14 protein-coding genes are annotated in these 14,217 nt (G+C 33.7%); all 14 read left to right on the plus strand.

Translation table 11 applies throughout. The annotated features are described in order from the left end of the window. Positions 1 to 24 precede the first annotated feature (24 nt). Positions 25 to 1,119: a site-specific integrase gene (locus tag FVF61_RS05445; protein WP_148454162.1), complete on the plus strand. Its 1,095-nt coding sequence runs from the start codon at positions 25 to 27 to the stop codon at positions 1,117 to 1,119. Beyond that, entirely contained in the window at positions 1,116 to 2,132 is a 1,017-nt protein-coding gene (locus FVF61_RS05450) for a DUF6617 family protein (RefSeq protein ID WP_148454164.1), read from the plus strand. The genes FVF61_RS05445 and FVF61_RS05450 overlap by 4 nt, the downstream gene beginning before the upstream one ends. Positions 2,133 to 2,363: 231 nt before the next feature. Beyond that, positions 2,364 to 2,663: a helix-turn-helix domain-containing protein gene (locus tag FVF61_RS05455; protein WP_148454166.1), complete on the plus strand. Its 300-nt coding sequence runs from the start codon at positions 2,364 to 2,366 to the stop codon at positions 2,661 to 2,663. After that, complete coding sequence (locus FVF61_RS05460; RefSeq protein ID WP_148454168.1) at positions 2,660 to 2,956, plus strand: helix-turn-helix domain-containing protein; 297 nt, start codon at positions 2,660 to 2,662, stop codon at positions 2,954 to 2,956. The genes FVF61_RS05455 and FVF61_RS05460 overlap by 4 nt, the downstream gene beginning before the upstream one ends. Continuing rightward, a complete protein-coding gene (locus FVF61_RS05465; RefSeq protein ID WP_148454170.1) occupies positions 2,943 to 3,863 on the plus strand; it encodes a BT4734/BF3469 family protein in 921 nt (306 codons plus the stop codon). Before FVF61_RS05460 ends, FVF61_RS05465 begins: the two co-directional genes overlap by 14 nt. A 3-nt stretch (positions 3,864 to 3,866) precedes the next feature. Further along, positions 3,867 to 5,681, plus strand: coding sequence for a DUF3987 domain-containing protein (locus FVF61_RS05470; RefSeq protein ID WP_148454172.1), 1,815 nt, complete (start codon positions 3,867 to 3,869; stop codon positions 5,679 to 5,681). A 166-nt stretch (positions 5,682 to 5,847) separates the two neighbouring features. Beyond that, positions 5,848 to 6,132, plus strand: coding sequence for a helix-turn-helix domain-containing protein (locus FVF61_RS05475; protein WP_148454174.1), 285 nt, complete (start codon positions 5,848 to 5,850; stop codon positions 6,130 to 6,132). Between the two features lie 32 nt (positions 6,133 to 6,164). After that, positions 6,165 to 8,126 (plus strand): tetratricopeptide repeat protein, encoded by a 1,962-nt coding sequence (locus FVF61_RS05480; protein ID WP_148454176.1) that lies wholly within the window; start codon positions 6,165 to 6,167, stop codon positions 8,124 to 8,126. A gap of 3 nt (positions 8,127 to 8,129) precedes the next feature. After that, positions 8,130 to 8,459, plus strand: a complete 330-nt coding sequence (locus FVF61_RS05485) for a nucleotide pyrophosphohydrolase (RefSeq protein WP_148454178.1) — start codon at positions 8,130 to 8,132, stop codon at positions 8,457 to 8,459. Then, positions 8,456 to 10,321 carry a DUF2075 domain-containing protein gene (locus tag FVF61_RS05490; protein ID WP_148454180.1) on the plus strand — a complete coding sequence of 622 codons (1,866 nt, stop codon included), beginning with the start codon at positions 8,456 to 8,458 and terminating at the stop codon, positions 10,319 to 10,321. The genes FVF61_RS05485 and FVF61_RS05490 overlap by 4 nt, the downstream gene beginning before the upstream one ends. Before the next feature lie 30 nt (positions 10,322 to 10,351). Then, entirely contained in the window at positions 10,352 to 12,451 is a 2,100-nt protein-coding gene (locus FVF61_RS05495) for a Piwi domain-containing protein (RefSeq protein ID WP_148454182.1), read from the plus strand. A gap of 18 nt (positions 12,452 to 12,469) precedes the next feature. Next, complete coding sequence (locus tag FVF61_RS05500; RefSeq protein WP_148454184.1) at positions 12,470 to 13,492, plus strand: hypothetical protein; 1,023 nt, start codon at positions 12,470 to 12,472, stop codon at positions 13,490 to 13,492. Positions 13,493 to 13,497: 5 nt separating this feature from the next. Next, positions 13,498 to 13,818, plus strand: a complete 321-nt coding sequence (locus FVF61_RS05505) for an STAS-like domain-containing protein (RefSeq protein WP_148454186.1) — start codon at positions 13,498 to 13,500, stop codon at positions 13,816 to 13,818. Next, a partial coding sequence (locus FVF61_RS05510; RefSeq protein ID WP_148454188.1) for a hypothetical protein occupies positions 13,802 to 14,217 on the plus strand: 416 nt, incomplete at its 3' end. The genes FVF61_RS05505 and FVF61_RS05510, both read left to right, overlap by 17 nt.

The following is a 14,217-nucleotide window of genomic DNA, read 5'->3' on the forward strand; positions in this document are numbered from 1 at the left end:
AACAACTGCAAATTTTTTTGAGATATGAAGGTTACACTAAGAAAACGCAATCAAGGTGGTAAGACCAGTTTATACTTGGATTACTACCACAAAGGCAAACGTAAAACAGAGTATTTAAAACTCTATTTAGACCCTAATGCCAAAACCAAGGACGAAAAGGAAGTCAATAAAAAAACACTTCAATTAGCTGAGACAATTAGAGCACAGCGACAAATCGAAATCCAAAACGGTGTTTATGGCTTCCGTGACAATGAGAAATTAAAAGCCAGTTTTACCAACTACGTTCAGCTTCTTACCGATAAGCGAAAAGACAGCTCAGGTAATTACGGAAATTGGGATAGTATGCTAAAGCATTTACAATCCTATATTCCTATGGACATCACTTTTGCGGAAGTTGATAGAAAGTTTGTCCAAGGCTTTAAAGAATATCTTGATAAGGATGCCAAAACAAAGAGTAACCAGAACTTATCTCAAAATTCAAAGTACTCCTATTTCAACAAATTAAGAGCTGCATTAAAACAAGCGGTTAAAGATGGTATCATTCCAACCAATCCTTCTGAAGGTGTAGAAGCATTCAAACAAGGAGAACCTCAGCGAGAGTTTTTAACGCTTGAAGAATTACAAGCTGCGGTACAATCGGAATGTGAAATTCCACTAATGAAAACAGCATTCATATTTTCTTGTCTTACCGGATTGCGTTGGTCAGATGTAAATAAGTTGCTTTGGTCAGAAGTTCAACATTCAAATGAAATGGGTTACTACATCCGTTTCAGACAAAAGAAAACCAAAGGAGCGGAAACCCTTCCTATTTCAGAACAAGCCTTCGGCTTGCTCGGTGTACGTCAGGATAAGGACGAAAGAGTATTTAAAGGATTGCGTTATTCAGCTTGGCACAACTTAAAGTTGCAGCAATGGATGATGCGAGCAGGAATATCTAAAACCATAACCTTTCATTGTGCAAGACACACCTACGCTACACTACAGCTTTCCGCAGGAACAGACATCTATACGGTTTCAAAATTACTCGGTCATAGAGAATTAAAAACCACTCAGATTTATGCTAAGGTAATCGACCAACAAAAGAAAGAAGCCGCTAACAGAATTAAACTGGATTTATGAGTAAGCAAAACAACACCTTAGATAAAATCCTTGATTATGAGTTAAGACCTTGGCTTGCTCAAAATAGTATGGATGATGTATTTGCTTCAAAATTCAGAAGTTTAAAGGAGTACACACCTCAACAGCCCTTACAGTTTGAAATTGAATTTTTCAGACCATTTGACAATAAAACCAAGTACTATTCAAGGCTTATTCTGAATACCGTTAAATCTGATTTCGATAGTCTTTATAACAAGATTGATGAAGATAGAAACGAGAACCTAATTCGCTACTATCTTAATGATACTCTAAACAAACGATTAAAAACACGCTTGAAAGACCTTGGAGAACTTTTAAAGAAAAAGGATTATGCACTTGTGTACATAAATCCAAAAAATACCTCGCATCAGTTAGACCATGTACATAAAGCAAACACCTATATTATGCAGTTGCTCAAACTTGGTTATATGCAGCTGTATTTAGAAATTCAGGAAGCTTTTAAAGATTGGGTTGATGATGTGTTTATTGTGGAGGACTTCTACACCCAATTATTAAATGAACCTATTCCCGAACAACTTCACATCAAGAAACTACAAGTTATAGAGGTAGCTCCTGAACCAGTAAGGAAGCCTACACCAAAAACAACGGACAAACCTATTCCGTTCAATTCTTTCACTTACAAACAATACAACACCAGTCCTGATAAACTTGGTGATTTATGGGATAGCTTAAAGCTCAACAATTTCATAAGTGCTGATACACCTTTAGCGACTTTTAAAAAGGTATTCTCAGGTTCTGAAATCAATACACCAGTTATTTGGACTGGATTACCAAGTGATTTGTATTACTTCGTAAAACGCATTCACAAAGATTTACAACTGGTTGAAGATTTAAAGCAAAAGCAATGGCAAGTAACTTGCAATTGTTTTGTTGATGAAAACGGAGAACCGTTCGACCGTTCAAAATTCAGGTCATTAAAACGTCCAAATCTTACTGGAGATAAAATCGATAATGCCGTAAACCTATTAAAATAGGTTACTCTGCACTTTACACTTCCTATTCTTTTTCAGTTTTTATTTAGCCCTTATTCTAATCCGATAAGGGTTTTTGCTTTTGTTTTCCCACTCTGCACTCTGCACTCTACACTGCACCTTGTTTCTGCACCCCATAACAGCCTTAAAGTCAATCTACTTTAGCACTGTATTCGGACATCGAATATGACTTTAGGCCTGAAGTCTTTTACAAATTTTCAAACCCATAATAAGATGGAAGAGATTTTAAAAAGACTTGAAATTATCGAGAAACACGTATTAGACCAAAATCTAATACTAAAGAATGTACTCAACTTCAATGAAGCTTGTCAGTACTTGGAATTATCACAATCTCACTTGTATAAACTCACAAGTGCGGGAAGCATTCCACATTACAAACCCAACGGTAAGAAACTCTATTTCAACCGTGAGGAATTAGACCAATGGCTATTGCGTAACCGCAATGCCACTACTGATGAAATCGAACAGAGAGCAGCTGATTATCTAATCAAAAAAGGGAGGGTAAAGCTATGACTGAAATAATCGATTTACTGGTGGCACTCTCTCAGGAAGTTAGAGACCTAAGAACACGTATTGAATTGCTTAATGCAATAAAGGTTGAATACCTTAAAAATGCATGGGTAGACAATCAGGATGTTATGCAGATGCTACACATTAGTCCACGCACTTTGCAAACATTCAGAACCAACGGCACAATTCCTTACAGTAAAATAAGCGGAAAGTTTTACTACAAGGTATCCGATATTGAGGAGCTTTTACAGGCTAACTATTACAATCCAAACTTCAAGTGTGATGGACGTAAATAGAAAAGCCATATTAAGCAAAACACATTATGGCCTAAATATTTATGCCTATGTGTTAAGACAGTACTATCCGGGCGAAACAGTTCTTTCCCTTTCGGGAAGGGACTGCAAACCCACTAAAAACCCATTTAATGCAGGCAAGCCTACATTATGGGTTAAGGTAGTAGATAATTGTGCGGTGCATACCGATAGCGAAGAAGCTATTGCAGACGGCAATGTATTTGATTTTGCAGCACTACATTTTAAGCTTTCTGGTCAGGAATTACTGGATAAGCTAAATGAAGAATTGCATTTGCGTATTGGTCAGAAAAACGGTTTTTATAATCAGGAGGAAGTAATATTTACAGAACCTGAACCCGAAATTATAAAACCAAAACCACCAGTATTCAGCTATTACAAAAAGCCTGTTACCAATGTAGTACCTACAAAAGAGATAACCTTGATAGAGGTTTACAACCTCATTCAAGGCAATGAATTTGCTACGTGTACAAGTACACTACGCAACATTCAAGATGTTAAAGAAGCCCGAAAATACAAAGCGTTTAATTTCGATTATGTCACCTTCTCAGGTGCATTTTCCAAGCGAAATGATAAACACCTAAAAAAGCATTCAGGACTTCTAACGATTGACTTTGACCACATCAGTAATATTTCCACATTAAAGGAAGAACTTCTCAAAGACGAATACTTTGAAACTGAGCTTCTTTTTACATCCCCTTCGGGTGATGGGTTAAAATGGGTTATTCCTATTGAATTAACCAAAGTCAAACATCAAGATTATTTCAAGGCGGTTGCCAATTACATCCAACACACATACAACTTGGAAGTAGATGGTTCGGGTAAAGACATTTCAAGAGCCTGTTTTTTACCTCACGACCCCAATGTATTTATCAATCCAAAATATTTATAGATAATGGAAAAAAAGACGTTTAATCCGTTGGAATGGATGGATAATTCAAACCAACAACAGCAATATACAGAACAGAACTACCAACCAGTTACAGATGATAACTCAGAAGTTGAGAAAGTCATTCAAAACATAGAAGCTAATCATATTGATATTGCTCCCAATTACAACGATTGGATAAATATCGGTTTCGCTTTTGCTGATGAATTTGGAGAGTCTGGAAGAAGTTTATTTCATAGAGTAAGCCAATATTATTCAGGTTACAATACAAAGGAATGTGATAAGCAATTTGATAATTGTCTAAAGTCAAAAGGTCAAGGTGTTTCATTGAAAACCTTTTTCTTTCTTGCTAAACAAGCAGGCGTTTCTATTGTAACACAATCCAATGACCAGTATAACGCTAAAAGTAGTAATCACAAATCATCAAAGGCTACACCAGTACAAGAATACCAGGAAGAAGAACCGATTAAGGAAATAATGCCAACATTCCCTAAATTCTTATATCCTGAGCTTCCCGAATACTTACAACAAGTGGTCGATGTAGCTACATCAGATGAAGAAAGAGATATTTTACTCTTAGGGTCATTAGCGGCTATTAGTGCGTGTTTCCCTAAACTCTACGGTATTTATGACGGTAAGAAAGTATTCTCCAATCTATTTCTATTCATTACGGCACAAGCATCCGCAGGTAAAGGGCGTTTGGTGCATTGTCGTCAATTGGTAAATCCTATTCACAAGGAATTACGAGAAGAAGCCAAATTGCATAAGCAACATTTTGAATTGGAAATGGCGGAGTACAATGCCAATAAAGGCAAAGTTGAAGGGGTAGAAAAACCAGCTAAACCACCTGAAAAAATGCTCTTTATTCCTGCAAACAATAGTTCTACAGGTGCATATCAATTATTAGGAGATAGTGATGGAAAAGGATTGATTTTTGAAACCGAAGGTGATACCTTGGCACACGCCTTTAAAAGCGATTACGGAAATTATAGTGATGGTTTTAGAAAAGCATTCCACCACGAAACTATTTCCTATTACCGCAGAACTGACCGTGAATTTGTAGATATAGAAAGTCCTTGTCTATCTACCGTCCTTTCAGGTACGCCAAAACAAGTTTCGGCTTTAATACCAAGTGCAGAAAACGGCTTGTTCAGCCGCTTTATTTTCTACTTTATGAATGTAAAGCCTGTTTGGAAAAACGTATTTGCAAGCACTACCGATAACGGATTAGATGATTACTTTGAGAATTTAGGAAACCAGTTCTACGAACTGCATAAGTTGCTCAAAAGCAATGGCGATTTTCAGTTTTACTTAACCGCAGACCAACAAGAGCAATTCAATCAGTTCTTTAGTGAGATACAGGTAAAATACCTCAATCTTCAAGGGATGGACTATATGGCTACCATTAGAAGATTAGGGCTAATTGCATTCCGTTTCTGTATGCTCTTTTCAGCGTTAAGAATATTAGAAACTGGAGATACTTCTAATAAACTCATTTGTGAAGAAAGAGATTTTCAAACCGCATTGGCTATGATTAAAGTATTGGTAAAACATTCCAGTAAAGTATTTGGTGAGCTTCCACAAGAAGAAACCAAACCTACCCGAATGAACCGTAAAGAAAAATTCCTATACGCTTTACCAAGAAACTTTAACCGTCAGAAGTATTTGGAAGTAGCCAAGAAACTAAACATTCCTGCAAAAACAGCCGAAGGCTATATCACTGGTTTTATAAAGTCCAACCTCATTCACCGTGAGCAACAGGACACCTATACAAACCTCTCTATTGAGGAAAACAAGGATGTTGAGGATGCTAAGGATTAAATATCCTTAGTTTCCTCGGTTTCCTTAAAGTCCTGTATAAATACCCTTATTGTTCAAGAATTTATCATGTTGATAATTAGTTAATGACTTTACGGTTTTCCTTCTTTTGTATTGGTCTTTTCTTCCTATATTAGCCAATATTTGACAAGTCAAAAAATAAATTGTCATGAAGTTAGGCGAACGTTTAAAAGAACTTAGAGAAAATCAAGGGTTATTGCAACGACAGCTATCAGCTCAATTAGAAATTGATACACCAATGTTCAGTAAAATAGAGCGTGGTGAAAGAAGAGCAAAGCGTGAGCAGGTTGTACTCTTGGCTTCTATTTTAAAAGCGAATGAAAATGAATTGTTGACAATATGGTTAGTAGACCAAATTTTAGCAGTCATTGACAAGGAAAAAGTGGGAGTTCAAGCTCTGAAATTTGCATTAAGAGAAATTGAACAGCAGTAAATTATTAAGGAAACAGAGAACTATACATTGTAATGAATATAATATTTAAAATAGACGATTTTCTATTTGAAATTTTTCCAGTTGAAAAAGGAAATATAAATGAGTTAGAGGACTTTCTTAAAAGATACTATACAGAAGGTCCTTTTGTGCCACAAGTTGAAATTTCAGAAGAATTTGTTAGAATCACAATTGATACTAATAAAATTGAGGAGGATAGTAAGTCCTACCAAAAATTAGTAAGTCTATGTGAGAAAGGCGATTTCAATAAAGCAAAACCACTTGCACAAGAACTGATTGAAAAATCACCAAATATCTCTGAATACCACAGAATACTTGGTCAAATACTATCTGATGAAGGTGACCAAGAAGAAGCTATAAATTGTTTAATAGATGCTTTGAGGTGGAACCCAAAAAATGAATGGGCTTTATTGATGATGGGAAATATCTTCGCCAAATTCAAAGAAGATATTGATACAGCAATGAAGTATTATGACCAGGTGCTTGTAGTTAAACCTGACGATAATATAGCTCTAAATAATATCGGTGCAAATTTAATGCAGCTTGGTAATACTGAGGAGGCTTTAAAATATTTCAATAAAGCGATTGAAATAAATCCAAAATATTCAAACACTCACTATGCTTTGTCTTTAGTTAGTGAAATGCAAGATGATTACGAAGATGCATTTAAGCATTCTTTAAATGCTATTAAGGTAAATCCAAATAGAGATGGTCTATATGGTAATAGTTTTAGAATGGCTATTGAATCAGCACAAAAACTGACTAACTCAATAGATGGCAAAAAAGTAGTTGAAGATTTTGCAACACAATTAGAAAACCAATGCAAAAAAGCAATAAAGGTTGAAATTGATGATGATATACCTACAGCTGCAAAAATAGAGTTCGCAGAAAATTATAACAGAGACTACCATCTTGTAAAATATAAGTCATCATATCCCGCTGTAGAGCATTTGGTAATGCACGAGTTGATGCACTTAGAATTGGCAACTGAAGCAAGAGAGGTACACGAAAATCAACTATTTATTACCAACCAATCTTTAAAGTCTAAGTTTTTTTATTCATTAGAAAAATTTGCTCATAATTTAAATAAGAAAGGAGTCGCTGAAGAGGCAATTGCAAATTATCTACAAGCACTCTTTGATGGTATAAATAGACAGATTTACAATACGCCAATTGACCTTTTTATTGAAGATAGAATATATAACCGTTACCCAGAGCTTAGACCGTTCCAGTTTTTGTCAATGTTAGCAATGATACAAGAAGGTGTCGAAGCTACTACAAAACCTGAAATCGTAAAAAATACTCCAACAGGTATATTATCTAAATCTAAAATCTTTAATTTAATTAATGCACTTCATTTCAAAAGTTTATATGAAGTTGATTTAATCAATGACCATAAGCCTTCTAAATTAGAATTAAATCAAGCAAAAGAGCTGTATAAAGAATTTTTAGAGTATAGAGAAGATAAAGAACCTGGTGAAGAATATGAATTAGTAGAACATTGGGCGGAAGATTTAAAGTTAGACTCCTACTTTGAACTAATAGCAGAATCAGAGCACAGACGTAAAACTGTTGATGACGTTCTTTCTGAAATCGAATCTGATCCTTACGGACTAAATTCGATTGACCCATCAAAGGAGCGAAAAATGAAAAAGTTTTTGGAAAGTCATTCAGACCAAGAACTTAATTCAGCAGTTGCAATGTATATGGCTGGTGCAATAGAATATTTCTCTCCTATGCAAAAAAACAAGGTTAAGGATTTAGCTTTTGAATTTGCAACTTTAGGAATGTCTGGTATAGACCCTAACAAAGATGGTTATTCAATACCTTCTATAAAGAACACAAAGTTTTCCGGATATAAAGCTTTGGCTTATTACTATGTAAGTTGGGCTATTGCTCTTCCTGAAATGCTGTCTCAGCTCCAAATGCCTTTTGATAAGGAATACGAATTAGCCAAACAATTAACAAAATTATAGGTAATGAGTGATTTAAAGGAAACAATACAAAAGCTAATTGACTTTCGTGACCAAAGAGATTGGGAGCAATTTCATAACTCTAAAGATTTAGCAGCAGCAATTTCAATTGAAGCAGGTGAGCTTTTAGAGTTATTTCTATGGAAGGACAATGAAGATGTAAATATTGAACGATTAAAAGAAGAATTAGCAGATGTACTTTCTTTTTCCTTGTTATTAGCCAATAAACATAATCTTGATGTAAATCAGATTATTTCAGAAAAAATAGATAAGAATAATCAAAAATACCCAGTCTCAAAGTCAAAGGGTACAGCTAAAAAATATACTGATTTATGATAGTATACAATAAAACCAAAGAAGATTTTAGTAATGACATTTTGACGAATGATATTGGGAATATTATAACAAGTCATATTTTAGAAAAAACAGGAAACAAAGTTTCTCCTAACGAAATAAGGTCTTTTGAAAACTCATTAAGTTATATGGAAAGGGTTGTAAGTGACCCTACAATTCCTGAAGATTGTGGAATTTCTATTGAATATCATCTTCCACAAACATCTAAGCGTGTAGACTTCATCATTACAGGAAAGGATGGAGACCAAGAAAATGTAATTATAATTGAGTTAAAACAATGGCAACACGCTGATATAACCTCAAAGGATGGTATTGTTAAAACAAGATTTCAATTTGGTGAATCTGAAACGAGTCATCCATCTTACCAAGCTTGGTCATACGCAGCACTGTTAACTTCATTTAATGCAACAGTAGATGAAGAGTCAATCGCTCTCTATCCTTGTGCATACCTTCATAATTATGTGCCTGATAATAATATTACGAATGAGTTTTATTCCTATTACATAGATAAAGCTCCTGTGTTTCTAAAACCTGATGCTATTAAACTGAGAGAGTTTATCAAAAAATACATCAAACAAGGAGATGACTCTAATATTATGTTTCGTATAGATAATGGGAAAATAAAACCTACCAAAAGTCTTGCGGATAGCTTGAAAAGTATGATTAAGGGAAATAAGGAGTTTATTATGATAGATGACCAAAAAGTTGTCTATGAAACAGCTCTTCAGTTAGCTCTTCAGTCACACGAAAAAAACAAAAATGTATTAATTGTAGAAGGAGGTCCAGGCACAGGAAAGTCTGTTGTAGCTATCAATCTCCTTGTTGAGTTAAACCGCAGAGGTAAAATGTCTCAATATGTGACAAAGACTTCTGCACCTCGTGATGTTTATTTTGAAAAGTTAAAAGGTCAAAAAAGAATGACAGAACTAAAATCATTATTTGTGGGTTCTGGTACGTTTATTAATGCTCCTGAAAATGTAATTAACACATTAATAATTGATGAAGCTCACCGCTTAACTGAAAAGACAGGCTTTTTAAAAAGAGGTGATAATCAAATTAAAGAAATACTAAATTCTTCATTATCGTCAGTATTTTTTATAGATGAAAATCAGCGAGTTTCTGTTGATGATTATGGTGAAACCTATGTTATCGAAGAATTGGCAAAGGAATTAGGAATAACAGTTCACAAGCAGAAATTAGAATCTCAGTTTAGATGTAATGGTTCTGATGGTTACTTGGCTTGGGTAGACCATATTCTACAAATTAAAGAGACTGCAAATTACGATTTAAACTCTATTGATTATGAGTTTGATTTTCAGGTATTTGACAATCCTAAAAAACTTCAAGAAGCTATTTATGAAAAAAATGAAATTAACAATAAAGCCCGTTTAGTAGCAGGTTATTGTTGGAAATGGGATAGTAAAAAAAAACCATCTGCATACGATTTTAAGGAGGATGAGTTTGGTTTCAATATGCGTTGGAATATGACGGATTATGGAGGTAAATGGATAATTGACCCTAATTCGGTATCTGAAATTGGTTGTATTCATACAGCCCAAGGTTTAGAAGTAGATTACGTTGGTGTTATTATTGGAAATGATTTGATAGTTAGAGATGGTGAAGTATTAGTCAATCCGAGTGAAAGAGATAGTGGAGATAGAACCGTATTTGGTTGGAAAAAAGGAATTAAGGAAAACCCTGATTATTGGAAACCACTTTTAAAAACTATTATTAAAAACACATACAGAACATTAATGACGAGAGGTATGAAAGGGTGTTATATTTATTGTTCTGACCCTGAAACAAGTAATTATTTCAAACAAGCAATTTCTCCCAAACAATAAAACTTAATGATAACCAATATGTAAATCACAATGCAAAATCACTGTTTCAACATCCTAACCTTTAACCATCCTCAGGAAGAACTAACACTCTACTTTACTAATGTAGCAGATGAATCTCTTACAAGAGTAAATTATAGGATTGTACCTGATGAGGTTATTGAGGAGTTTGGGGAACAGGAGCATTATTACACATCATTCACAAAAGAAGTAGAAGGTTTTTATCCAGTAACCAAAGCGGTAAATCCAACCTATGAGGTTAAAGAAGATGAAAACGGAGAAGAACGTTCTTACTTTGTGAATAATTCGGCTTTATCGGTTTCCATATTAAAACGGTATTACAATTACTTAATACACGAATATTTCAAAGGGCAAGGCTTTTTGGTCAAACCTAATTTTATCAGCGATACAGAAGTTTGGCTACCAAGTAAAAAATCAGATAGAACAGGTCAATTTAACCTTTATGACCGATATTCTTTAAAAGTACAATTCAAGACGGTAACTAAGCAACTCGAACTACTGGTAACCTTTGAGGGTACTTCAAAAGTCTATAAACAGTCAGTTGAAGAACTCCAAGAGTTTGTTTCCCCAATGGCTTTTAATTGGGTGATATTTGAAAATGGACTGTATAAATTTGATGAATTGCCAAGTGCAGGTAAAAGAGCTTACGACCAAGTATTTCCTGTTTGGAACTTCGATATTCGGGATGCCTTAGGTGAAACCACGGAAGCACCTGATAAATCCAACAAGTACATAAAGTTTAAAACTGCAATAGATTTCTTTTATAAAACGTATCTAAATACGGCAGAATTTAAACAACTCATACCTATTACCTCAAATGGGTTTATTCCTGTTGAAGAAATTAGATTAGGTAAGGTTAAAAGCAATAGCAACCAGCTATTGTTTGGTGATGGTAAAACGCATATTGTACCTATGAGCGGTATGAAAGAATATGGCCCATTTGATTTTAGTGATACTTCAAACATTCATTTTTTCTTTATATACCATAAGCAAGATGTAGAGGTTGCTAAGAAAATGGACAGATATTTTAGAGGTACAGAAAGAGGTTTTGGTGGTTTGTCAAAGTTTATACACACGCCTTACCATACAGAAAAAGGGTTCAGTATATGTTTTGAAGATTTAGATAATCCTTGGTCAGAAATTTACACTAAGATTACCGAAAAGCATTTTGAACCTGATATTCAATACATAGCTATTTACATTAGTCCGTTTTCCAAAAACTCACCAGATAAATCAAGACGTAAGATTTATTACAAACTGAAAGAGTTGCTACTTAAAAAAGGTATTTCTTCTCAGGTGATAGATGCTGAGAAAGTAATGAGTAACGACAAATATTACTTTAGTCTACCAAATATCGCCATAGCTATTTTAGCCAAATTAAACGGTATTCCTTGGCGTTTGGACAATACTGTAAAGAAAGAATTAGTAGTTGGTGTAGGAGCATTTAAAAACCCTGATTTTGATGTTCAATACATAGGAAGTGCATTCAGTTTCTCTAATAATGGAAGGTTTAATCGTTTTGAATGTTTCCAACAAGACCAGACAAGAGAATTAGCGGGTTCTATTATAAAATCGGTAAAAGATTATGCAGCCCTAACCCCTGATATAAAACGCTTAGTAATTCATTTCTATAAGACAATGAGCCAAGATGAATTACAACCCATAGAAGATGGCTTAAAACGATTAGGATTAGGAATACCAGTATTCATAGTTTCCATTAACAAAACGGAATCATCAGATATAGTAGCATTTGATTTAGGTTGGAAGGATTTAATGCCACTAAGCGGTACATACATCAATATTGGCTACAACAAATTCCTGTTGTTCAACAATACCCGATACAGCAACAATCAGTTTAATTTCTATGATGGTTTCCCATTCCCGATAAAACTAAAAATTTACTGTACTCAAAAGGAATTGGTAGACGACATAAAAACAGTTAGAGAACTTATAGACCAAGTATATCAATTCAGTAGAATGTATTGGAAATCGGTACGCCAACAAAATTTACCAGTTACCATTAAATACCCTGAAATGGTTGCAGAAATGCTACCACACTTTGACGGCAACGAAATACCTGAATTTGGAAAAGATAACCTTTGGTTTCTATAAATAGTACTAAATATTTGAATGAAAAAATTAAGCCCAAAACAAAAAAAGTATCTATTAAAAAGAGGTAGACGTGAATTACGAAATAAAAAACGTATAAGGAAAACTCGTTCATTACGTCAATCAACTTCGGGTTTAATACCGCAAAATCATAGCTTTTCTTTTCTCGATTTAAGGACACCATCAAAATTTAAATTGGAATATGAATATAGTGAAGATGTTATAGGTTATATAAATAAAATTAAAGCTTTAGGTAGAAGCGGACAACATATGAATATCATAATGGATGATATTGTAGAGATTGGAGAAGGTGCAATATCAATGTTGTTATCTGTTATGGAAGAATTAGTTAGAGCTGGCATAGTTTTTACAGGAACGAAGCCTAAAGACAAAACTTGTAAGGCAATTTTAGAAAAGTCGGGCTTCTTTAAATTTGTTAATGGTAAGGTTGATGAAAGCAATAGCAATTCAAAAAATACGATTTTAAATACTGGTGATAATAACACTCCTCAATCTGAATTAGCATTTGAAATTGCCAAGTCAATGGAGACTATATGGGAGCAAAAAGGTAGGAGTCCATCAGTCTATAGTTGTGTTTTTGAAATGATGAGAAATTCGTGCGACCACGCCTTCAAGAAAGATAATCAGATAAGATGGCACTTCGCTCTTAGTCATTCAGATACAGATAATACCGTTAAATTTTCCTTTGTAGACAATGGGAAAGGCATTATAAAAACATTTACAGAAGGTATCTTGAAAAATTTCGTAAATTTATTTCAGGACAATGTGGATATAATAGAAACTGCATTTAAGAATGGAATTGACTCACGTACAGGTTTGTCTTGGAGAGGTAAAGGTTTACCAACAATTTTCGATAATTATAGTGATAATCATATCAAAAATTTAGTTGTAATTTCAAATAATGTGTACATCGATTTCGATAGAAGTATAAGGTACAAATTAAAAAATGCATTTTCGGGCACTTATTATTACTGGAAAGTTGACCAAACTTGTGTAAAAGAGTGTTTTCCAATTAAAAAATAAAAACTATGGTTGAAATAAATATATGTGATGATTTCACAGATACACCAGGTGCAAGAACTTATGATGATGGTGAGTTCTCTGGTCAAGAATTTTATGATAAAATATTGCTTCCAAAATACGAAGAAGCTCTTAAGAAAAAAGTAAAACTTCAAATAGATTTGGATGGTACTTATGGATATGCCAGTTCATTTTTAAATGAAGCATTTAGCCGTTTAGGTAATAAATATAAACCAAATGAAGTATGGGATAATTTAATACTTATTTCTAATGAAGTTCCTAAATATATTGATAAAATAAAAGAGTATATTTATGAAAAGAGGAAGTAATATTTTCATCGTTTTACTATCTTTTTTTGGTGGTAGCTTAATTACTTATTTTACTTTACAATTTTCATACTTTAAAATTAATTCAGAAGTAAATGTAGTTGAGACTTTATTAAGTGTTATAACCGCCTTAATAGGTTTATATATTGCTATTTCTATTCAAAAAAAGAATAATCGTAATCAAAGTCTACACTCTATTGTTCAAACTAAAATGGATAATGTTTGGAATGAGTTTTCAGCTTTTGACCATAGGTTATATAATCAAAATACTATACAATTAAAAATCGCAACCAAAACTTTTAAAAGCCTATATCAAGAATTAAATAATATTAAAATAGTATTCAGAACATTTAATATAAATCACACTTGTATTGATGTTTTGGAACAAAGTATGGAAGATTT

Source organism: Xanthomarina maritima, from assembly GCF_008084905.1.
Classification (GTDB): Bacteria; Bacteroidota; Bacteroidia; order Flavobacteriales; family Flavobacteriaceae; genus Xanthomarina; species Xanthomarina maritima.

What these genes read in the sequence shown, in the direction of transcription:
- FVF61_RS05445 (WP_148454162.1), top strand. Translation starts at nt 25, where the DNA reads ATGAAGGTTACACTAAGAAAACGCAATCAAGGTGGTAAGACCAGTTTA.
- FVF61_RS05450 (WP_148454164.1), top strand. Translation starts at nt 1,116, where the DNA reads ATGAGTAAGCAAAACAACACCTTAGATAAAATCCTTGATTATGAGTTA.
- FVF61_RS05455 (WP_148454166.1), top strand. Translation starts at nt 2,364, where the DNA reads ATGGAAGAGATTTTAAAAAGACTTGAAATTATCGAGAAACACGTATTA.
- FVF61_RS05460 (WP_148454168.1), top strand. Translation starts at nt 2,660, where the DNA reads ATGACTGAAATAATCGATTTACTGGTGGCACTCTCTCAGGAAGTTAGA.
- FVF61_RS05465 (WP_148454170.1), top strand. Translation starts at nt 2,943, where the DNA reads ATGGACGTAAATAGAAAAGCCATATTAAGCAAAACACATTATGGCCTA.
- FVF61_RS05470 (WP_148454172.1), top strand. Translation starts at nt 3,867, where the DNA reads ATGGAAAAAAAGACGTTTAATCCGTTGGAATGGATGGATAATTCAAAC.
- FVF61_RS05475 (WP_148454174.1), top strand. Translation starts at nt 5,848, where the DNA reads ATGAAGTTAGGCGAACGTTTAAAAGAACTTAGAGAAAATCAAGGGTTA.
- FVF61_RS05480 (WP_148454176.1), top strand. Translation starts at nt 6,165, where the DNA reads ATGAATATAATATTTAAAATAGACGATTTTCTATTTGAAATTTTTCCA.
- FVF61_RS05485 (WP_148454178.1), top strand. Translation starts at nt 8,130, where the DNA reads ATGAGTGATTTAAAGGAAACAATACAAAAGCTAATTGACTTTCGTGAC.
- FVF61_RS05490 (WP_148454180.1), top strand. Translation starts at nt 8,456, where the DNA reads ATGATAGTATACAATAAAACCAAAGAAGATTTTAGTAATGACATTTTG.
- FVF61_RS05495 (WP_148454182.1), top strand. Translation starts at nt 10,352, where the DNA reads ATGCAAAATCACTGTTTCAACATCCTAACCTTTAACCATCCTCAGGAA.
- FVF61_RS05500 (WP_148454184.1), top strand. Translation starts at nt 12,470, where the DNA reads ATGAAAAAATTAAGCCCAAAACAAAAAAAGTATCTATTAAAAAGAGGT.
- FVF61_RS05505 (WP_148454186.1), top strand. Translation starts at nt 13,498, where the DNA reads ATGGTTGAAATAAATATATGTGATGATTTCACAGATACACCAGGTGCA.